The organism is Pseudobutyrivibrio sp. JW11 (genome assembly GCF_900115355.1).
Taxonomy (GTDB): domain Bacteria; phylum Bacillota; class Clostridia; order Lachnospirales; family Lachnospiraceae; genus Pseudobutyrivibrio; species Pseudobutyrivibrio ruminis.
This window is the reverse complement of sequence record NZ_FOWB01000015.1, coordinates 1-19,799: the sequence shown is the minus strand read 5'-3', so window position 1 is coordinate 19,799 and position 19,799 is coordinate 1. Positions and strand designations below refer to the sequence as shown.

The 19,799-nt window shown below is 38.9% G+C and carries 20 protein-coding genes, 1 pseudogene and 1 riboswitch; of the genes and pseudogenes, 19 read left to right on the top strand and 2 right to left on the bottom strand.

Annotation, left to right across the window (positions count from 1 at the left end; all coding sequences use genetic code 11):
- Positions 1-13: 13 nt before the first annotated feature.
- The gene (locus tag BM102_RS11635; protein WP_090482174.1) at positions 14-904 is read left to right on the top strand and encodes a hypothetical protein; all 891 of its coding nucleotides are present in this window, start codon (positions 14-16) and stop codon (positions 902-904) included.
- A 53-nt stretch (positions 905-957) separates the two neighbouring features.
- On the opposite strand, the gene sstT is transcribed toward BM102_RS11635, so the two are convergent.
- Positions 958-2,211 carry a serine/threonine transporter SstT gene (gene sstT / locus BM102_RS11630; RefSeq protein ID WP_074790919.1) on the bottom strand — a complete coding sequence of 418 codons (1,254 nt, stop codon included), beginning with the start codon at positions 2,209-2,211 and terminating at the stop codon, positions 958-960.
- Between the two features lie 217 nt (positions 2,212-2,428).
- Between sstT and BM102_RS11625 the strand changes: the two genes are divergently transcribed.
- The 18 genes from BM102_RS11625 (at position 2,429) to BM102_RS11540 (ending at position 19,507) form a co-directional block, all read left to right on the top strand.
- Entirely contained in the window at positions 2,429-3,259 is an 831-nt protein-coding gene (locus tag BM102_RS11625) for a hypothetical protein (RefSeq protein ID WP_090482171.1), read from the top strand.
- A 92-nt stretch (positions 3,260-3,351) separates the two neighbouring features.
- Positions 3,352-3,813 carry a LytTR family DNA-binding domain-containing protein gene (locus BM102_RS11620; protein WP_044936362.1) on the top strand — a complete coding sequence of 154 codons (462 nt, stop codon included), beginning with the start codon at positions 3,352-3,354 and terminating at the stop codon, positions 3,811-3,813.
- Positions 3,810-4,529 (top strand): LiaF transmembrane domain-containing protein, encoded by a 720-nt coding sequence (locus BM102_RS11615; RefSeq protein WP_044936360.1) that lies wholly within the window; start codon positions 3,810-3,812, stop codon positions 4,527-4,529. Before BM102_RS11620 ends, BM102_RS11615 begins: the two co-directional genes overlap by 4 nt.
- 1 nt (position 4,530) lies before the next feature.
- Positions 4,531-6,474, top strand: coding sequence for an ATP-dependent helicase (locus BM102_RS11610; protein ID WP_090482169.1), 1,944 nt, complete (start codon positions 4,531-4,533; stop codon positions 6,472-6,474).
- Positions 6,475-6,491: 17 nt separating this feature from the next.
- Positions 6,492-8,057 (top strand): ABC-F family ATP-binding cassette domain-containing protein, encoded by a 1,566-nt coding sequence (locus BM102_RS11605; RefSeq protein WP_044936358.1) that lies wholly within the window; start codon positions 6,492-6,494, stop codon positions 8,055-8,057.
- 147 nt (positions 8,058-8,204) lie between these two features.
- Positions 8,205-9,623 carry an amino acid permease gene (locus BM102_RS11600; protein WP_044936356.1) on the top strand — a complete coding sequence of 473 codons (1,419 nt, stop codon included), beginning with the start codon at positions 8,205-8,207 and terminating at the stop codon, positions 9,621-9,623.
- Positions 9,624-9,816: 193 nt separating this feature from the next.
- Positions 9,817-10,557 carry an ABC transporter ATP-binding protein gene (locus tag BM102_RS11595; RefSeq protein WP_090482166.1) on the top strand — a complete coding sequence of 247 codons (741 nt, stop codon included), beginning with the start codon at positions 9,817-9,819 and terminating at the stop codon, positions 10,555-10,557.
- The gene (locus BM102_RS11590; RefSeq protein WP_090482163.1) at positions 10,557-11,480 is read left to right on the top strand and encodes a SufB/SufD family protein; all 924 of its coding nucleotides are present in this window, start codon (positions 10,557-10,559) and stop codon (positions 11,478-11,480) included. The genes BM102_RS11595 and BM102_RS11590 overlap by 1 nt, the downstream gene beginning before the upstream one ends.
- 143 nt (positions 11,481-11,623) lie before the next feature.
- Complete coding sequence (locus BM102_RS11585; RefSeq protein ID WP_044936351.1) at positions 11,624-11,983, top strand: hypothetical protein; 360 nt, start codon at positions 11,624-11,626, stop codon at positions 11,981-11,983.
- 100 nt (positions 11,984-12,083) lie between these two features.
- Positions 12,084-12,635: a DJ-1 family glyoxalase III gene (locus BM102_RS11580; RefSeq protein ID WP_044936349.1), complete on the top strand. Its 552-nt coding sequence runs from the start codon at positions 12,084-12,086 to the stop codon at positions 12,633-12,635.
- A gap of 13 nt (positions 12,636-12,648) precedes the next feature.
- Positions 12,649-13,110 carry an S-ribosylhomocysteine lyase gene (locus BM102_RS11575; RefSeq protein ID WP_090482160.1) on the top strand — a complete coding sequence of 154 codons (462 nt, stop codon included), beginning with the start codon at positions 12,649-12,651 and terminating at the stop codon, positions 13,108-13,110.
- Between the two features lie 113 nt (positions 13,111-13,223).
- Complete coding sequence (locus tag BM102_RS11570; RefSeq protein WP_033152898.1) at positions 13,224-13,910, top strand: 5'-methylthioadenosine/adenosylhomocysteine nucleosidase; 687 nt, start codon at positions 13,224-13,226, stop codon at positions 13,908-13,910.
- Positions 13,911-14,015: 105 nt separating this feature from the next.
- Positions 14,016-14,111: riboswitch (THF riboswitch) on the top strand.
- Positions 14,112-14,175: 64 nt separating this feature from the next.
- The gene (locus BM102_RS11565; RefSeq protein WP_033152900.1) at positions 14,176-14,694 is read left to right on the top strand and encodes a folate family ECF transporter S component; all 519 of its coding nucleotides are present in this window, start codon (positions 14,176-14,178) and stop codon (positions 14,692-14,694) included.
- The gene (locus tag BM102_RS11560; protein WP_090482157.1) at positions 14,694-15,977 is read left to right on the top strand and encodes a bifunctional folylpolyglutamate synthase/dihydrofolate synthase; all 1,284 of its coding nucleotides are present in this window, start codon (positions 14,694-14,696) and stop codon (positions 15,975-15,977) included. Before BM102_RS11565 ends, BM102_RS11560 begins: the two co-directional genes overlap by 1 nt.
- A gap of 71 nt (positions 15,978-16,048) precedes the next feature.
- Positions 16,049-17,731 (top strand): phospho-sugar mutase, encoded by a 1,683-nt coding sequence (locus BM102_RS11555; protein ID WP_090394786.1) that lies wholly within the window; start codon positions 16,049-16,051, stop codon positions 17,729-17,731.
- Positions 17,732-17,871: 140 nt separating this feature from the next.
- The gene (locus tag BM102_RS11550) at positions 17,872-18,606 is read left to right on the top strand and encodes a nucleoside/nucleotide kinase family protein (protein ID WP_090482154.1); all 735 of its coding nucleotides are present in this window, start codon (positions 17,872-17,874) and stop codon (positions 18,604-18,606) included.
- Positions 18,607-18,776: 170 nt separating this feature from the next.
- Positions 18,777-19,253, top strand: a complete 477-nt coding sequence (locus BM102_RS11545; protein ID WP_242942691.1) for a DUF2975 domain-containing protein — start codon at positions 18,777-18,779, stop codon at positions 19,251-19,253.
- Positions 19,254-19,270: 17 nt separating this feature from the next.
- Positions 19,271-19,507 carry a helix-turn-helix domain-containing protein gene (locus BM102_RS11540; protein ID WP_090482151.1) on the top strand — a complete coding sequence of 79 codons (237 nt, stop codon included), beginning with the start codon at positions 19,271-19,273 and terminating at the stop codon, positions 19,505-19,507.
- A 112-nt stretch (positions 19,508-19,619) separates the two neighbouring features.
- On the opposite strand, the pseudogene BM102_RS14540 reads toward BM102_RS11540, so the two are convergent.
- Positions 19,620-19,799: pseudogene (locus BM102_RS14540) on the bottom strand (IS110 family transposase); the annotation flags it as partial.

Sequence of the window (19,799 nt, the reverse complement as noted above, 5' to 3'; positions counted from 1 at the left end):
GTTAGGAGCAAGAATGAAAGCATATTATCATTTACCAGGCTTGTTTGAGTTTTATGAATTCTACAAGGTTCTTTTACCACTCTTCAAAAATCATAGAGAGTATTTTTATGACTGGTGTGAAATAGGCTCAATCTATGGTGCTCCAGCAGATTGCCTATGGGGCGGCGGCCGTGTTGGATTTGGAGACGAACAGGCTACTGATGTAATCAAGCTGCTTAGAGAATATGGCATATCGGCAAGACTGACCTTTAGCAATTCACTAATCAGAGAAGAGCATCTAGATGACAAGCGATGCAACAGGCTGTGTGAGCTATTTGAAAAGACTGGTACCCAAAACGGTATTATCATATACTCAGATTTACTTATGGATTACATAAAGCAAAACTATCCAGAGTATTATTTTGTGTCATCAACTACAAAAGTTCTAACAGATTTTAAAGATTTAGAAGCAGAACTTAATAGAGATGAATTCAAATATGTTGTTCCAGACTTTCGTTTGAACAAGTCCTTTGAAAAACTGGAGCAGTTATCCACAATTCAGAAAGACAAAGTGGAATTTCTGTGCAATGAATGCTGTTCATTTGGCTGCACAGATAGAAAAGAATGCTATGAGAATGTTAGCAGAAAAAGTCTTGGAGAGGATTGCGAGGATCATATATGCCAATCTCCTCAGGCAAAAAGAGGCTATCGATTCTCAGATGCCATGAAAAATCCAGGCTTTATTAGTATTGAGGATATCCAAAACACATATATGCCGATGGGATTTTCAAATTATAAAATAGAAGGACGAAGCCTTGGAAGTGCAATAGTATTAGAATTCATTCTCTATTACATGGTTAAGCCAGAATATCAGCTTGTAGTCAGAGAAGAAATCTATTTAGACAGTTCGTTAGATTTATTTTAAAAGCAAAAAGCTCACCTCATAAAGGGGTGAGCTTTTAATATATCTAGACAGAATTAGATATCAACTTTAGTAGTTCCACCAAGGAATGTTGGAAGAGATTTACCATCACGCTTCCACTGTGAGTATTCTGCAGTAGCCGCAAACATTACATCGCCTGAAGAGTTAAGAGCAGTTTCAACAGAATCCTGAACTACACCAATGATGAAGCCTACGGCAACAACCTGCATTGCAACATCTGCGTTAACTCCGAATAATGAGCAAGCCATTGGTATAAGGAGTAATGAACCACCAGCAACACCAGAGGCACCGCAAGCTGCAAGAGTAGCAATGAATGCAAGGATAAGAGCTGTTGCAAATGATACGTGGATACCAACAGTATTGGCAGCAGCAAGGGACATAACAGCGATAGTGATAGCTGCACCGTCCATGTTGATTGTAGCGCCAAGAGGAATTGATACAGCATACATTTCTTTGTCCATGCCAAGTGCTTCGCAAAGCTCCATATTTACAGGAATGTTTGCAGCAGAGCTTCTAGTAAAGAAAGCAGTCACACCTGATTCCTTAAGGCATCTGAATACAAGTGGATAAGGATTTGTGCGAAGTACGATAGCAGCAAGAAGTGGATCAATTACAAGTGCAACAACAAGCATGCATCCAACTAAAAGAGCTAACAGCTTTCCGTAGTCAGTAAAGATTGCAAGTCCATTTGTTGAAACATTTGAATAAACAAGTCCCATGATACCAAATGGAGCAAGATTGATAATCCATTTAACAGCAAGTGAAACGATGTTTGCAAAATCTTCCATTACCTTCTTTGTGTTGTCACTGGCAACTCTCTTAGAGGCAAGACCAAGAACAACAGCCCAGAAAAGGATACCGATGTAACGACCATCTACAATAGCACCGATAGGATTTCCAACCATGTTTACAAGAAGATTTGAAAGAACCTCGCCAACGCCTGTTGGAACAGTGTCTGCTTCGGCAGCTTCACTAAGCATGATTGTCTGTGGGAATACATAGCTTCCGACAACAGCAACCACTGATGCTAAAAATGTGCTGGCCATGTAAAGAATGATAACAAGTCCAAATCTTCTATCAAGCTTGTCATTTCCCTGAGCGAGGGCAGATACAACAAGCACGAATACAAGTACAGGTGCAACAGCCTTCAAAGCGCCAACAAAAATAGTACCTAAAAGTGAAACAACCTGGAGATTATCAAAAAGTAGTCCGAGGACTGCACCAATCAATAATCCGCATAAAATCCTAATAATAAGACTTACGCTATTATACGCTTTTACTAGTTTCATATAAGAACTCCCTATTAGTTTATTTACCTTATACCAAGGCATTAATTAAGTGATATTTTAACGCTTTAACTCGTTGAAGTAAATAGAGTATAAAAAATTAAAGCATAAATTGAATTATTTCTAACAATAAGTAACATTTAAAAATAGGTAGAGGTTTGATAAAATTTAAAATGTTTGAAACGTAATATGAGTTATTTGTAAATAATGGAGGCTGAATATGAGTTACGCAGAATATGTAAAGCATTATTTTACATTACCAGATTGTATTATTTTCTTAGTATTAGCATTGGTATTACTAGCAGTTGTATATGCTGTATTTTATATTTACTCAAAGGGACGCTTCAAAAATCCTCGTAAGATGCAGCATGAGTTTTTCTCTTTGACAGAAAGGTTCTATGAGCTGATTTTTTCAGGCGGAAGCATCATAGGATTTATGGCAGCATATTATCTTATCAATAGATTCGTAACCGCAGGACCTTTTTTTGTATTTTGGTCTAGCTATAAGGATTATTTATTGTTAGTTTTCATGATAATATCAATCCTTTTGAATACATTTTGCGACCATGTCTTGGTGAAGCTGAAACGTCTTAATAAAAGTGAGATGGCGTCTATTCGACTTACAGGAATGCTCTATATGATTATCATCTTCTGCTATATTAAGTTTATATATGAAGATAATAATTATGATATGTTCATAACCTATTTCTTAACCTTGATGATAGGCCGATTTGTATATTTTGATGCCAGCTTCAAAGATTTTTTGAACTGCATAAAAGATGCTGCTAAGAATATACCCATCATGATTATGGGACTTACATTCCTCGGACTACTTTGCCTATGGGGATATTCATCAGCTTATTTGTTAAAGCATAATGGAGTTATTACAAATATCTTCTTCTGCCACCTATACATTATAGTCGCAATCTTTATTTTGCACTTCGTGGTAGAGGCTTATTTTAGCAAAAGAAAACCAAAGAAAACTAAAAAGAAACCAATCGAAAATAATGAGATATTTGTTGATGAGGTTACAGATCTCGAAGATTTTTAACTCGTCATAAACAATATTTCACCTCTTATCCCAAATTGTTGTTTTGAAGTATCAGATATGTAGAATATAAACCATAGGAGGCGCCAATAGTTATGAAGATAAATATTGACGTAGATGATTCTTTACAGCAGGATATGATAACCATTCACTGCCGTGAGATAACAGATGAGATATTAGAGCTGCAGCGACTGTTGTCAAACAAGCAGACTGGGGGACAGAAAATATCAGCCTATATTGATGACACGGAGTATTATGTGGAAGTCAAAACAATATTATTCATGGAGGCTGATGGCAACTACATATCAATCCACACGGGGAAATCCATCTACAGGATTAGACAAAAACTATATGAGCTTGAAGAAATGCTCCCGAGATATTTTTTAAGGGTGTCTAAATCAACTATCGTAAATACGGAGTTGATTTCATCAATTAAGAAGAATATCACCGGAGCAAGTGAGATTTCATTTAGAAATGCCACTAAAAAAGCTTATGCATCAAGAAACTACATTAAAGCACTGTTAGAAATCATGGATGAAAAGAGGATAAAAAGATGAAAGATTATAGAATTAAAGCTATAGCAAGAGGTCTTGCAATAATTGCATTTGCTGTTTGTTTATTACTTAGCAAAACAGGAGCGTTTACAGCGTTTCCACTGGTTAAAATAGGAATGTGCATTATACTTGCACTAGTTGTTATCGAAGCACTTATGGAAAAAAGCTTCTTTGGTGTATTCTTCCCAATGGGTATAGCAGCATGTTTATTCCAAAAAGAGCTTGGCCTTGAAAATGTTAGTTATATTGTCATTATTTTAGCATTTGTTTTGATTGGTATCGGTTTTTCTTTGATATTCGATAAAAAGCCAAAGATTAGTGTTATTAAAGATAAGTGCCATGAAGCCGTAGATGGTTCTATGAGTGATGAATATTCAGAAGGCGACGGCACATTTGATTTGGATAACAATATGGGGTCAAAGAGTCAGTATGTAAATGTACAAAATCTTAAATGCGGTAATATTGACAATGCTCTTGGACAGCTCACAGTATATCTCAATAACTGTACAATTGATCCAGAAGGAGCAATACTTAATATCGATAATGGCTTAGGTGCCCTTACAATATACATGCCAAAGGACTTTAGAGTAAGTTTCAATTGTGATAATGGCATGGGCAAGATTAATATGCATGGAGAATGTTCTAATGATACATCATTGCCACTTGTTACAGCCAATGTAGACAATGGCATGGGAACAATAGATTTTTATTTTGAGTAATATGACAGAAAAAGAGTTTTTAGATAGATACACAAAACAATTAAATCCTGCACAATTAGAAGCAGTACAGACAGTAGAAGGGCCTGTGCTGCTTCTTGCTGTGCCAGGAAGTGGAAAAACCACAGTTTTGGTAAACAGACTGGGGTATATGATTTATTGCAAGAACATTGCACCGGAAAATATCTTAACCCTTACTTACACCGTGGCAGCCACAAAGGATATGTCTGAAAGATTTATAAGTATATTCGGTCCAGAGCTAGCTGACAGGCTAGAGTTTAGAACCATCAATGGTATATGTGCAAAGATAATTGCGTATTATGGTCGAATGATTGGAAAAGATCCATTTGAATTATGTACCGATGAAAAGTTCACAGGACAGCTTCTGACAAATATATATGTAAATGTAGTTGGAGAATACCCAACAGACAGTGATATCAAAGGAGTTAGAACCCTTATCACATATTGCAAAAATATGTACCTTTCTGATGAGGAGATTAAGAAGCTTGGTAAAGATGAGGGGATTGATTTAATAAAGATATACAAGACCTATAATAATGAGCTTAAGCAGCGCAATATGATGGACTACGATGACCAGATGATGTACGCATATAGAATGCTTAAGAGCTCGCCAGTGGTACTTAATCATTTTCAGGAAATCTACAGATACATTTGTGTAGACGAAGCTCAGGATACATCAAAAATTCAGCATATGATTATTGCACTTTTGGAAGGTGCAAAGGGCAATCTTTTTATGGTAGGAGATGAGGACCAAAGTATCTATGGCTTCAGAGCGGCATATCCTGACGCACTTCTTAACTTTGAAAACGAGCATCCAGGAGCAAAGGTTCTTGTGATGGATAAAAATTATCGTTCTAACGCAAGAATAGTAGAGGCGGCGGATATTTTCATCCAGCACAACAAAGACAGACATAAAAAGCACATCTGTGCAACTAAAGCGGCATCAACAGATATTGAGTTCGTAAAACTTGGACGTGAGAAGCAGTATTCTTATTTACTTAGCTTGGCAAAAGAAATAAAACGAAAGACAGCTGTTTTATACAGAGATAATGAAAGTGTTTTACCACTTGTAGATTTGTTGGAAAGAGAAGGCGTTCCATACAACATAAAAAATGCGGATATGGCCTTCTTCACAAATCGAGTGGTGATAGATATAGTAAACATGCTCAGGTTTGCATTTGTTCCTATGGATGAAGAAATATTTATGAAGATATATTTCAAATTCCAGACTTACCTTAGTAAGAAAGATGCAATTGAAATGTGTCAGCTTGCAGAGAGAAATCATTCAGGAATACTAGATGCAGCAGAGCTTCTAAATCTTAATGGACATGTGCTTGGAAATTGCAGATCCCTTAGAACTCATTTTAAGAACATGGCCAGTGAGAACCCATATAAGGCCATAAATCGAATCGAAAAGTTTATGGGCTACGGGGAATACCTCATTTCCAATAACATAGATAACAACAAAGTCTTTATATTAAAGATGATAGCAAAGCAGGAAAAGGATATTCCATCATTCCTGAATAGATTGAATGAGCTCAGAATGATTCTTCAGGAAAAGCAATATACACCAGGCGCCAAATTCATTCTTTCAACGATTCATTCCAGCAAAGGTTTGGAATATGAGAATGTTATTCTAATAGATGCAATAAATGGAGTTTTCCCTAATAAGGTCATTAGGGCTAATTCAAGGGCAACAGCTCAAGACAAGAAAAACTTTGAAGAAGAGCGTAGAATCTTTTATGTAGGAATAACAAGAGCAAAAGAAAAGCTCACAATCTTCAAATACACTGATAAGCAATCAGTATTTATAAATGAGCTGAGGCCGCAAAAAGAAGAAACAATAAAGGCAGAGGTAAAAGCGCCAGCCGGTTCTTATGCGGCAGCCGCCTCATCATATTTAAGTAGAATGCGTAAGCAGGGTTAGAGATAGAAAGGTTTTTTATGAGTATTTTAAACGTTGAACACTTATCCCATGGTTTTGGAGATAGAGCCATTTTTGAAGATGTTTCATTTAGATTATTGAAGGGCGAGCATATCGGTCTTGTTGGAGCAAACGGTGAAGGTAAGTCTACATTCATGAACATCATCACAGGAAAGCTTCAGCCAGACGAGGGAAAAATCGAATGGTCGAAGAAGGTTCGTGTTGGATATTTGGACCAGCACACAGTACTTGAAAAGGGCATGACAATTGGCAGCGTGCTTCACTCAGCATTTGACTTCCTCTACGAGATGGAACAGGAGATGAATGATATCTACGCTAGCCTTGGCGAGGTCACAGACGATGACGAGATGAATAAGCGCATGGAAGAGGCAGGAACTATCGCTGATCTTCTTACAATGCATGATTTTTACATGATTGATTCAAAGGTTGAAGAGGTTGCAAGAGCCCTTGGAGTTTTGGAGCTAGGCCTTGATAAAGATGTTACTGAGCTTTCAGGTGGACAGCGTACAAAGGTGCTTATGGCAAAGCTTCTTTTGGAAAAGCCAGATATCCTTCTTCTGGACGAGCCTACAAACTATTTAGATGTGGAGCACATTGAATGGCTTAAGAGATATTTGAACGACTATGAGAATGCGTTTATTCTTATCTCCCATGATGTGCCATTCCTTAACTCTGTAATCAATCTTATTTATCACATGGATAATAAGCAGCTTAACCGTTATGTTGGTGATTACGATAAATTCCAGGAAGTATATGCTATGAAGCAAAGTCAGCTTCAGGCTGCATACAACCGTCAGCAGAAAGAAATTGCAGAGCTTAAGGATTTCGTTGCAAGAAATAAAGCAAATGTTGCCACAAGAAATATGGCTATGTCCCGTCAGAAGAAGCTTGATAAGATGGATGTCATTGAGCTTGCAGCAGAAAAGCCAAAGCCAGAGTTTTATTTTAAAGAGGCAAGAACACCAAGCCGTGTAATCTTCTCTACAAAGGATTTGATTATTGGCTACGATAAAAATGAACCACTTTCAAAGCCTCTTAATCTGGAAATGCAGCGTAAGCAAAAGATTGTACTTACCGGTGCAAATGGTATAGGAAAAACCACTCTGTTAAAAAGTATTCTTGGTTTGATTCCACCTCTTTCTGGAACAGTTTATCAGGGAGAGTTTTTGGAGATTGGATATTTTGAGCAGGAGATGGATCAGCACATTTCCACAACATGCATAGAGGAAATCTGGAACGAATTCCCATCATATAATCAAAATGAAGTTCGTTCGGCACTTGCAAAATGTGGTCTTACAACAAAGCATATTGAAAGCTTGTGTAGAGTTCTTTCAGGAGGAGAGCAGGCTAAGGTTCGTCTTTGCAAGCTTTTAAATCGCGAGACAAATCTTCTCCTTTTGGACGAGCCTACAAACCATTTGGATGTAGATGCAAAGGATGAATTAAAGCGTGCCCTTAAGGAATACAACGGAAGCATCCTTATGGTTTGCCATGAGCCGGAGTTTTATGAGGGCCTTGCCACAGATGTTTGGGATTGCAGTCAGTGGACTACAAAAACTATATAATTACAATTTAATAAATAGATGAGCCGTTTAAAGTACTAAAGCGAATTGTCTGAATATTTAATTCTTGATTTAATTCTTTAAAGAGATGCTGTATAATACTGATATTCGCTTTAAACCGATAAAGAAAAAAGGGAGGACATTTAATTAATGGATTCAAAAAAAATCAAGTGGTCTACACTTGCGTTTATGGCGTTTTCTACTGTATGGGGATTCGGAAACGTTTTAAACGGATTTATCTACTTTAACGGCATCCAGAGCATCTTTAGCTGGATTCTTATGTTTGCACTCTACTTCGTGCCATACGCACTTATGGTAGGTGAGCTTGGTTCAGCATTCAAGACATCAGGCGGAGGTGTCAGCTCATGGATTTTCGGAACAACTGGTGCAAAGGCAGCTTACTATGCAGGTTGGACATACTGGGCATGCCACATCACTTACATCGCTTCTAAGTCATCAGGTGGCTTAAAGGCTCTTAGCTGGGCAATCTTCAGAAATGGTGAAACTTATGATAGCTTCCCAACACTTGCAGTTCAGCTTGTAACTTTCGCTATTTTGATTTTATTCTGCTACGTAGCATCTCGTGGTCTTAACCCACTTAAGAAGCTTGCTACAATCGCAGGTACATCAATGTTTGTTATGTCAATTCTTTACATCATCATGATGTTTGCTGCACCTGCAATCAATCCTCATGCTGATTATGTATCAATGGAATTTACAAGACAGACACTTATTCCACAGTTTAATGTTAAGTACTTCACATCACTTTCAATCCTTGTATTTGCAGTAGGTGGATGTGAGAAGATTTCCCCATATGTTAACAAGGTAGAGAACCCTTCAAAGGGATTCCCTAAGGCAATGATTACACTTGCTGTCATGGTTATGGTATGTGCTATTCTTGGTACTATCGCTATGGGAATGATGTTTGATCCAGCTGAAATCAATGCAAACTTTGATGCATACAATTCAAACGGTTCATACTGGGCATTCCAGAAGCTTGGTCAGTACTATCATGTTGGAAATTCAATCATGATTATATATGCACTTTGCAATGCTATCGGTCAGCTTTCAACACTTGTTATTTCAATTGATGCTCCACTTCGTATGCTTCTTGACAATGAGGATGCTAGAGAGTTCATCCCATCTAAGCTTCTCAAGAAGAACGATGCAGGTGCTTATGTAAATGGTATCAAGATGGTTGCAGTTCTTTCAGGTGCTATCATCCTTATCCAGTCATTCGTTCCTGGTGCAGCAGTAGTTCTTAAGCAGCTTACAAAGCTTAACTCAGTATGTATGCCACTTCGTTACCTTTGGGTATTCTTCGCATACATCATGCTCCGTAAGGCTGGTGAGAAATTCAATCCTGAGTACAAGTTTGTTAAGAATCAGGGCGTTGCAATCTTTGCTGGATGCTGGTGCTTCTTTGTAACAGCAGCTAGTTGCTTACTTGGTATGTATGTTGAGGGAGATTTATTCAACACATTCCTTAACATCCTTACACCAATCGTGCTTGCAGCACTTGGCGTAATCTTACCAATGATTGCTAAAAAGGAAAAAGCGAACAATTAATTAGTTAATGAAAAATGTAGGGCTACTGAGAATGTTTCTCAGTAGCCCTTTATTAATAAATTTTTAATAAAAAAACAGAGCAAAACGTGGTAATATAATAAGGCTCGATTAATTTTGTGCAATCGAATTAGTTGTGCCTAACTGCTACTGGCATAGTAGTTAGGGAGAGTTTTATAGAGTTAGGAGTAGAAATATGCTAGAAATCAAAAACCTGTGTTACAAGGTTGAAGATGAGGGTGACACTACCAAAGAAATCATTGATAATCTTAATCTCACAGTAGAGGATGGAAAGTTTATCGTCATCACAGGACCAAACGGTGGCGGTAAGTCAACACTTGCAAAGCTTATTATGGGTGTAAATGAACTTACATCAGGACAGATCATTCTTGATGGTGAGGACATTTCACAGAAGAATATTACTGAAAGAGCTAAGCGTGGAATTAGTTTTGCATTCCAGGCACCTGTTCATTTCAAAGGAATTAGAGTAATTGATTTATTACGTCTTGCAGCAGGAGAAAACATTTCAGTTGCTGCAGCTTGTGAATATCTTTCACGAGTAGGCCTTTGCGCAAAGGACTATGTTGAGCGCGAGGTTAATGGCTCACTTTCAGGTGGAGAGCTTAAGCGTATCGAAATCGCCACAGTTCTTGCACGTGGTACAAAGCTTTCAATTTTCGATGAGCCAGAGGCTGGTATCGATTTATGGAGTTTCCAGAACCTTATCAAGGTTTTCGAGAACATGCGTAAGACAATCAACGGAACAATCATTGTTATTTCTCATCAGGAGCGTATTTTAAATATCGCCGATGAAATCGTTGTTATCGAAAATGGTAAGGTTAAGAAGCAGGGACCAAGGGATGAAATCCTTCCTGAACTTTTAGGTACATCTGCAGCAGCAAATATTGCTTGCGAAAAGTTAGGAGGTGACCAGTAATGGCTTTAGATGCAATTCAAAAGAACATTTTACATGAGGTCGCTGATTTAGATGGTATTCCACAGGGCGCATACAACATCCGTGCAAACGGTACAAGCGCAGGTAGAAATACAACAGCAAATATCGACATCGTTACAAAAGAAGATAAGCCAGGTATTGATATCATTATCAAGCCAGGTACAAAGGGCGAAAGCGTTCACATCCCTGTAGTTCTTACAGAGAGTGGACTTAAGGATATGGTATACAACGATTTCTATGTTGGAGAGGGAGCTGATGTTACTATCGTAGCAGGATGCGGTATTTCCAACTGCGGAGATCAGGACTCACAGCACGATGGTATTCACACATTCCACGTTGGTAAAAACGCCAAGGTTAAATACGTAGAAAAGCACTATGGCGAAGGCGATGGAAATGGTGCAAGAATTCTTAATCCAGTTACTACTGTTTACCAGGAAGAAGGTAGCTATGTAGAAATGGAGATGGTTCAGATTAAGGGTGTTGATTCAACAGTTCGAACAAACTATGCTGAACTTGCTGATGGAGCTACACTTCTTATTCATGAGGCTCTTATGACACATGGTAAGCAGCAGGCCACATCTGACTATAAGGTTGTTCTTAATGGTGAAAACTCTAGCGCAGATGTTGTTTCTCGTTCTGTTGCAAAGGATGATTCTGAGCAGATTTTCGAGGTGGCAATCGAAGGAAACACAGCATGTAACGGTCATGCAGCTTGTGATGCAATCATCATGGGTAATGCACACGTAGTAGCTATTCCACGTCTTGATGCAAAGAATGTGGATGCTGCACTTATCCATGAGGCAGCCATCGGAAAGATTGCTGGAGACCAGCTTATTAAGCTTATGTCACTAGGACTTACAGAAGAAGAGGCAGAAGAACAAATTGTGGCAGGATTCCTTAGATAAAAGCGAAAGTAGATACTTTCAGCTACATATTTTGGCATCATGTGTATCAATGAATTCTCTGTGATTTTACTTTATAAAGATTGTGATTTTTGGTTTTGAAAAACATAATCATGATATTATGAAAAAGCACGGAGGGAATGAGTATGGCAATTTCACCAATTATGGGAATAGGTTCATATGGAAATGTAGCATCTGTTCAGCCAATGAATTATGCAGTTGATAATGATGCAGATTTTTCCGATGTTTACAATACTGAGTCTACCAAGCAAAGTGGAGTGGTGAATGGGGCATCTCCTGTTCAGTACCCTAATGCCCAGGTACAGGATGTAGACGACCAGGCGATTCAGATTGATCCACTGGAGAGACAAAAGAAAACCCTTCAGGTTTCAAATGAATTTAATAACATAGCAATGCAGTTCTCATCAAACAATACTAGCTACAGTATGAAAGGTGTAGGCGCTAGCTATGGAATGGCGGGAAGCCGATTTGATGCATACGCATAAATTTAATATTAAATAGATGATAAAAGAAGCCGAGAAATTCGGCTTCTTTTGTGTTATCATAGATTTTAGTTGATATGATAATAGCAGGGAGGTAACGGATATGAGCAAAGTTCTTATATTTATGGCGGAAGGCCACGAGGAAATAGAAGCACTTACAGTTGTTGATATTCTGAGACGTGCTGATATTGAAATAGACATGGTTTCTATCACAGGCAACAAAAAGGTTCCTGGAGCTCATGGAATCACAACATACTGTGATAAGCTGATAGAAAATACTGACTTTGAAAAAGCAGATATGATAGTGCTTCCAGGCGGAATGCCAGGTACATTAAATCTTGGGCTTTGTGAGCCTCTCATGGATCAGATACATGGATTTAACACTTCAAAGAAGGGGCTTGCAGCTATTTGCGCAGCGCCAACAGTTTTTGGCAAGGCAGGACTTCTTGAAGGAAAGAAAGCTACATGCTATCCAGGAATGGAAGGGGATTTGTTAGGGGCAAATGTTTCAACTGACAGTGTTTGCCACGATGGTCACATCATTACCAGCCGTGGTATGGGAACAGCAATTCCATTCGCACTTGAGATTGTAAAGACATTCAAGGGTGAGGATGTTGCAAATAAGCTGGCACAGGCTATTGTGTATAATAATTAAAACGAGGTTTAAAATGGAAAAGATTAAAAGTTTTACAATTAACCATAATGTACTTACTCCAGGCTTCTACATTTCACGTGTAGATGATGGAGATATAATCACATACGATTTACGCACTCGTAAGCCAAACGCAGGTGATTATATGGATAATGCGACTATGCATTCAGTGGAGCATATGATTGCAACATATATGCGTAACTCAGAAATCGCAGACCATGTAATTTACTTTGGACCAATGGGATGCCAGACTGGATTCTATCTTGTAATTAAGGGAGTAGATTCTAAAAAGACATTCGAAGTAGTTAAAAAAGTTTTCAAGCAGACAGTAGACCACGAGGGAGACGTATTCGGAAAGAGTGCAATTGAGTGTGGCCACTATGAGAATCTGGATATTCAGCTCGCTAAAACAGAGTGCCAGCGTTACTTGGACGTGCTTAATTCATGGTCAAATATGGAATTCACATACCCAGAGTAAAAATAGGCAGTAAGCAGCAAGCTCTTAGATTTCTCAAGCGAGACATGTAGTCGAGCGGAGAAATAATAAGGCTTGTAGCTGTAACTGCCGAGAGAAATACTAGGAGGATAGAGATGAAATTAGGAATTATCGGTGCTATGCAGATTGAGATTGAGAATCTCAAGCCAAGCATTAAGAATCAAAAGACATCAACAATCAGTGGTGTAAACTTTATTGAAGGTGAAGTTAACGGCGTGCCTGTAGTTGCAGCAGTTAGTGGAATCGGTAAGGTATTCGCTGCTATTTGTACAGAGATTATGGTGCTTCATTTTGGAGTAGACCATGTAATCAATATCGGAGTAGCAGGTTCACTTGTACCTACACTTAAGGTACTCGATGTAGCAGTTGCAGAGTCAGCTGTTCAGCATGATATGAACACAACAGCAGTAGGTGATCCATTAGGACTCATCTCTGGTATCAATGTAATCAACTTTGAAGCAGATGCCGATCTTAGAAAGAATGTTACAGATGTACTTTCTGCAAGAGGCATCAATTACGAGGTTGGTGTTATTGCTTCAGGAGATTTATTTGTAGATACAAACAAGCAGCGTGAGACAATCAGAAACAGATTTGACGCAATCGCAGCAGATATGGAAGGCGCAAGCATTGCTCAAACATGCTACGTAAACAAAGTACCATTTACACTTATCCGTTCTATTTCAGATGCAGATGGAAGTGCAATGGATTACAATACATTTGCAGGTAAAGCTGCAGAGCAGTCAATTGCAATCGTTTTGGATGTAATTGAGAAATTAAAATAATATTGGCTATAATTTATACCTATTACGGGAAAGAGATTTTTTCTGTAATAGGTATTGCTATTTATGTGGAATACACATATAATCTAGGCAACTATTAACAAGAAATGCAGAGTAGACTGTAAAGCGTTAAGTGCCGTTTGCACAGGGAGTTGGCAGATGGACGAAGGATTATCCGCGGTTTTATGGTCGCATCCCGCTGCTACATACGAGGTTACATACACCTTCATTGTAGACAAAAGGAGACTGCAAAGGAGGTGTATTTTTTATGAAGAAACTAACTAACACAAAAACACTTACAGCTGCAGCCATGTTATCAGCACTAGGAATTGTACTGGGATTTTTCAAAATACCAATCAATCAGCTGATAGAAATCAGATTTGGCGCTTTGCCAATTGAGATGGCTGGACAGCTCTTTGGCCCTGCTGTAGCAGGAGTTGTAGGAGGAATTACAGATATCGGAGGATATCTTGTAAAGCCAACTGGTCCATTCTTCCCAGGATTCACATTTAGCAGTATAGTTGGTGGTATTATCTTTGGACTAATGCTACACAACAAAAAGATTACATTTGCAAGAGTGTTGGCAACTCAGGTTGTTTACACTATAGTAGTTGGAATTATATTAAACAGCTACTGGCTGGACGTTTTATATTTCCAGAACGGTTATTTTGCAACAATCATGGCACGACTTCCAAAGGAACTTATCATGATTCCTATTATGTCAGTGATTTATTATTCAATCGTCAAAGCATTTGGCAGAACAAGAATAGGAGAATTCGCAAGATAATGAAGGAATATAGTTATTCTCAGGCAATAGACTTTTTCAAAAACATGCCCCATTTTATTCCACCCAAGGGTGGAGGAGCCAAGAAGGATTATTTCTCTTTAGATGCAGAATTAATGCTTTTGGAAAAACTAGACAAGCCTCAGAATAAACTAAAATATGTCCATATAGCTGGAACAAATGGAAAAGGTTCCACAACATCTTATTTAGCAAGTATTTTAAATGAGGCATCCGTTGTTACGGGTGCCTTTACTTCACCGTTTTTATATAGATATAACGAAATGTTCAAGGTAAATGGCATCGATATTTCTGATGAAGAATTTGCTAAGGTGTTCTCAGAGGTAAAGCCAGCCTACGATGAACTTGCAGCAGATGGAGTCTTTGTTAGCGAATACGAATTTTTGACTGTTATGGCATTTATGTATTTCCTGAAAAAGGGTTGTGAGATTGTGCTCTTAGAAGTAAGCATGGGTGGCAGAATGGATACAACAAATGTAATACTGGCTCCACTTGTTTCTATCATCACCCCTATCAGCTACGACCATATGACTATACTTGGAAATACGTTAACGGAAATAGCTACTGAAAAAGCTGGAATCATAAAGCCTGGTACAGCAGTTGTAAGTGCTACCCAGGAGCCTGAGGTTCAGAAGGTGCTAAGAGATACCTGCCAATCAGTAAATGCACCGTTGGACTTTGTAGAACCAGCGCAGATTATTTCAAGAGATATCCATGGTCAGCGCTTTGGTGTATCAGAGGGACTCCAATATGAAACTACAATGCTTGGGACATATCAGATAGATAATGCCGCAGTGGCAATTGTAGCAGCAAGAAAGCTTATGGAGACGGGATGCCATATTACTGAGGAGTCCATAAGAAAAGGTATCGCAAATACGAAGTGGTTTGGCCGTTTCACATTGCTATCAGACAAACCGCCTGTGGTGATTGATGGCGGGCATAATCGCCAGGGAGCAAAGGTTTTGCGAGAATCCTTGGAAACTTATTTTCCAGGTAAAAAGATAACGTTTGTACTTGGAATACTTGCAGATAAAGAAGTGGATGTGATACTAGATACTCTTGCGCCTATTATGAAGAAGTGTTACACGGTGGCGGTGCCAAATCCAAGGACTATGGAGCCACAGGCGCTGGCGGGGATGATACAGGAAAGAGGAATTGAAGCCGAGCCTCTAGATTCAAAATCTACCATTGAAGATATAAAAAATCAGTCTGATGTTGTATGCTTAGCAGGTTCACTATATCTAATCTCCTTATTTGACAAAGCCTAAGGTTAGGTTGACACCACTAACCGGAAAACTTAAAATTATAACAGTTAAGGACATATGGAGGAGAAATAATTATGTACAATGATGAATATAAGCGTTGGCTTGCAGCTGATCTTGATGATCCAGATTTAAAGCCAGAATTATTAAAAATTGAGGGGAATGACGAAGAAATCAAAGACAGATTTGCAGTAGCACTTGCTTTTGGTACAGCAGGCCTTCGTGGTGTACTTGGCGCAGGTACAAACCGTATGAACGTATACGTAGTTCGTCAGGCTACACAGGGACTTGCAAACTGGGTTAAGACTCAGGGTGGCAACCAGACAGTAGCAATTAGTTATGACTCTCGTATCAAGAGTGATGTTTTTGCAAAGACTGCAGCAGGTGTTCTTGCAGCTAATGGTATTAATGTTCGTATTTACGATGCACTTATGCCAGTTCCTGCACTTTCATTTGCTACACGTTACTACAAATGCAATGCAGGTATTATGGTTACAGCATCTCATAACCCTGCTAAATATAATGGTTACAAGGCATACGGCCCAGACGGATGCCAGATGACAGACGATGCAGCAGCTATCGTTTATGCAGAGATTCAAAAGACAGATATTCTTAATGGCGTTAAATACATGTCATTTGCAGAGGGCGTTGAGAAGGGACTTATTAAGTTCGTAGGTGATGACTGCAAGGATGCATTCTATGCAGCAATCGAAGACAGACAGGTTCGTCCAGGCCTTTGCAAGACAGCTGGCCTCAAGCTTGTTTACAGTCCACTTAATGGCTCAGGCTTAGTTCCAGTTACACGCGTACTTAACGATATCGGTATTACAGATATCACAATCGTTCCAGAGCAGGAATATCCAAATGGATACTTCACAACATGTAGCTATCCTAACCCAGAAATCTTTGAAGCACTTGAGCTTGGTCTTGAGCTTGCAAAGAAAGAGGGAGCAGATTTAATGCTTGCTACTGATCCAGATGCAGACCGTGTTGGTATTGCTATGAAGTGCCCAGACGGAAGCTATGAGCTTGTTTCTGGTAATGAAGTTGGTGTACTTCTTCTTGACTACATTGCAGCAGGACGTATCGAAAAGGGCACAATGCCAAAGAACCCTGTAGCAGTTAAGTCTATTGTTTCAACACCACTTGCTGATGCAGTTGCAGAGCACTATGGTGTAGAGCTTCGCTCAGTTCTTACAGGTTTCAAGTGGATTGGTGATCAGATTGCCGGTCTTGAAGCTGACGGAGAAGTAGATAGATTTATCTTCGGTTTCGAGGAGTCATACGGATACCTTGCAGGTCCTTATGTTCGTGATAAGGATGCAGTTATCGGTTCAATGCTTATCTGCGAAATGGCTGCTTACTACCGCAGCATCGGAAGCTCTATCAAGCAGCGTCTTGAGGAGATTTATGCTGAGTATGGTCGTTACCTCAACAAGGTAGATTCATTTGAGTTCCCAGGCCTTTCAGGTATGGACACAATGGCTGGTATCATGACATCACTTCGTGAGAATCCACCAAAGGATATCGCAGGTATCGCTGTTACAAAGGTTACAGACTACAAGAACACAGCAGAGACAGGACTTCCTTCTTCAAATGTTCTTATCTATGGCCTTGAGAATGGATGCACAGTTGTTGTTCGCCCTTCAGGTACAGAGCCAAAGATTAAGACTTACTTCACAACAAAAGGAAAAGATCTCGCTGAAGCACAGGCAATGAAAGACAAGCTTGCTGAAGCTTTAAAACCTTTATTTAAATAAAACTTACGAAAGTTCAAGTTACGACTACAAGCCTAATGATTTCTCCGCTCGGCAACACGCCTCGCTTGAGAAATATTAGAGCTTGATGTCTACTTGAACTTTCTTACTCTTTGGGAAACAAAATAGGAGATTCAATATCTATGAATTATTCAGCTACGATCAACGGTTATGAGGTTGAGGCGTACTACAGCGAAGATAATGTCAACGAGATATTTATACCTCTGCTACGAAAGCTTACGGCTATGCAGCAGGATAAGGGGCGGAGGATACTTGTGATGCTTGCAGCGCCGCCTGGTGCCGGCAAGAGTACGCTTCTTGATTTTCTGGAGTATTTGTCTAAGAATACAGATGGAGTGAAGGAAATCCAGACAATTGGAATGGATGGATTTCATCATTATCAGGACTACTTACTTAGTCATGAAACTGTCAGAGATGGAAAGACAATCAAAATGGTGGAGATAAAGGGCGCGCCAATTACCTTTGATTTGGATGCTCTTTCAAAGCGCGTACAGCTAGTGGCCAGTGGCGAAAAATGTGGCTGGCCAACCTACGACAGAAATCTCCACAATCCCGTGGAAGACACAATCCAGATTGACTCAGATATAGTGCTTCTGGAAGGCAATTATCTGCTTTTGGATGAAGATGGTTGGAAGGACATTTCAAGTATGGCAGACTACACTATTTTCATTTCCGCAGATGAGGATATGCTTCGAAGCAGATTGGTGGAGCGCAAAGCAAAGAACACTCCATTGGAAGCTGCAAAGAAGTTTGTAGAATACTCAGATATGCGCAATGCCCTAGAGGTTTTACGCCATTCCAAGAAAGCAGACTTAAATCTGGAAATCCTGGAAAACAATGAGTATAAAGTAATTTAATAATTGAGTTTTTAGCTCATCCCTTATAAAAGGGGATGAGCTTTTTTATGTTTGGAACAAATGTAAAACGAAAAATATTTATCGCAAATCGATAAAAAGTTGTTGCAAAACAAAAATAAGAGTGATATAACAAAATTAAGTTAAGAAAAGAAATGCATTGGAGGCATACAATGAACAATAAATTAAATGTATTTGTAAAAAGGATTTTGGACATATGCTTTTTCATAGGAGCAGTGATGGAAGTGGCCGTTCCATTTGGTCTGAAATATGCAGTAAATCTTACAATTAAGATTCTTGGTGAGACAACAGAGTATGCAAAGATTTTAGAGCATTATCCATATGCAGTTGTTTCCATTATGGTAGCTGGCGGCTCAGCACTTTTGATTCTGTTTGAGCTTAGAAAGATGATGAAAACTGTTATAGAGGATGATTGCTTTGTAATGCAAAATGTTACTAGTCTTTACAAGATGGGAACATACGCATTTGTAATCACAGGAGTGAAGCTACTTCGTTGCTTCGTATATTTCACACCTTCGGCTGTTGTAGTGGCAGGAGTATTCTTCTTTGCAGGATTATTCAGTAAGGTTTTAGCTCGAGTGTTTGAAAGAGCTGTTAGTTACAAGCAGGAAAATGATTTAACTATATAGAAAGCTCAGGTGAAAATATGATTGTAATAAATTTAGATGTCATGATGGCAAAAAGAAAAATTGGATTGACTGAGCTGGCAGGAATAGTTGGAATCACAAATGCCAATCTTTCAATTCTAAAGAACAATAAAGCAAAGGCAGTTAGGCTGGAAACCTTGGATGCCATATGTAAAGCACTTGATTGCCAGCCGGGAGACATATTGGAATACGTTGTGGATGAGTCCAGCGGTGTGATGTCAAGTGAAGAAGAATAAAAATTCTTTTATTTTTTGATATATTTCACGAAAAGAAAAAACGACCACCTAAGCCCTGTCGACCATATTTTTAAATGAGCAGGGCGTACTCATCAGCAAGTAGGTGATACTACTATGCTGGACGATATAGACGATTGTCTTTCAGCAGTCGAAAGACTAATCGCACAAGTTTACGGGCAGTTAATGCGAGTGCACGTTTATGTTGGTATCTGTTTACCTCTTTGTATTTGAGGTGATAGAAGTCGTTGTATTCCTTGTCGCATCTTACAAGAGATAATGCAGCTTCACACAG

What these genes read in the sequence shown, in the direction of transcription:
- BM102_RS11635 (WP_090482174.1), top strand. Translation starts at nt 14, where the DNA reads ATGAAAGCATATTATCATTTACCAGGCTTGTTTGAGTTTTATGAATTC.
- sstT (WP_074790919.1), bottom strand. Translation starts at nt 2,211, where the DNA reads ATGAAACTAGTAAAAGCGTATAATAGCGTAAGTCTTATTATTAGGATT.
- BM102_RS11625 (WP_090482171.1), top strand. Translation starts at nt 2,429, where the DNA reads ATGAGTTACGCAGAATATGTAAAGCATTATTTTACATTACCAGATTGT.
- BM102_RS11620 (WP_044936362.1), top strand. Translation starts at nt 3,352, where the DNA reads ATGAAGATAAATATTGACGTAGATGATTCTTTACAGCAGGATATGATA.
- BM102_RS11615 (WP_044936360.1), top strand. Translation starts at nt 3,810, where the DNA reads ATGAAAGATTATAGAATTAAAGCTATAGCAAGAGGTCTTGCAATAATT.
- BM102_RS11610 (WP_090482169.1), top strand. Translation starts at nt 4,531, where the DNA reads ATGACAGAAAAAGAGTTTTTAGATAGATACACAAAACAATTAAATCCT.
- BM102_RS11605 (WP_044936358.1), top strand. Translation starts at nt 6,492, where the DNA reads ATGAGTATTTTAAACGTTGAACACTTATCCCATGGTTTTGGAGATAGA.
- BM102_RS11600 (WP_044936356.1), top strand. Translation starts at nt 8,205, where the DNA reads ATGGATTCAAAAAAAATCAAGTGGTCTACACTTGCGTTTATGGCGTTT.
- BM102_RS11595 (WP_090482166.1), top strand. Translation starts at nt 9,817, where the DNA reads ATGCTAGAAATCAAAAACCTGTGTTACAAGGTTGAAGATGAGGGTGAC.
- BM102_RS11590 (WP_090482163.1), top strand. Translation starts at nt 10,557, where the DNA reads ATGGCTTTAGATGCAATTCAAAAGAACATTTTACATGAGGTCGCTGAT.
- BM102_RS11585 (WP_044936351.1), top strand. Translation starts at nt 11,624, where the DNA reads ATGGCAATTTCACCAATTATGGGAATAGGTTCATATGGAAATGTAGCA.
- BM102_RS11580 (WP_044936349.1), top strand. Translation starts at nt 12,084, where the DNA reads ATGAGCAAAGTTCTTATATTTATGGCGGAAGGCCACGAGGAAATAGAA.
- BM102_RS11575 (WP_090482160.1), top strand. Translation starts at nt 12,649, where the DNA reads ATGGAAAAGATTAAAAGTTTTACAATTAACCATAATGTACTTACTCCA.
- BM102_RS11570 (WP_033152898.1), top strand. Translation starts at nt 13,224, where the DNA reads ATGAAATTAGGAATTATCGGTGCTATGCAGATTGAGATTGAGAATCTC.
- BM102_RS11565 (WP_033152900.1), top strand. Translation starts at nt 14,176, where the DNA reads ATGAAGAAACTAACTAACACAAAAACACTTACAGCTGCAGCCATGTTA.
- BM102_RS11560 (WP_090482157.1), top strand. Translation starts at nt 14,694, where the DNA reads ATGAAGGAATATAGTTATTCTCAGGCAATAGACTTTTTCAAAAACATG.
- BM102_RS11555 (WP_090394786.1), top strand. Translation starts at nt 16,049, where the DNA reads ATGTACAATGATGAATATAAGCGTTGGCTTGCAGCTGATCTTGATGAT.
- BM102_RS11550 (WP_090482154.1), top strand. Translation starts at nt 17,872, where the DNA reads ATGAATTATTCAGCTACGATCAACGGTTATGAGGTTGAGGCGTACTAC.
- BM102_RS11545 (WP_242942691.1), top strand. Translation starts at nt 18,777, where the DNA reads ATGAACAATAAATTAAATGTATTTGTAAAAAGGATTTTGGACATATGC.
- BM102_RS11540 (WP_090482151.1), top strand. Translation starts at nt 19,271, where the DNA reads ATGATTGTAATAAATTTAGATGTCATGATGGCAAAAAGAAAAATTGGA.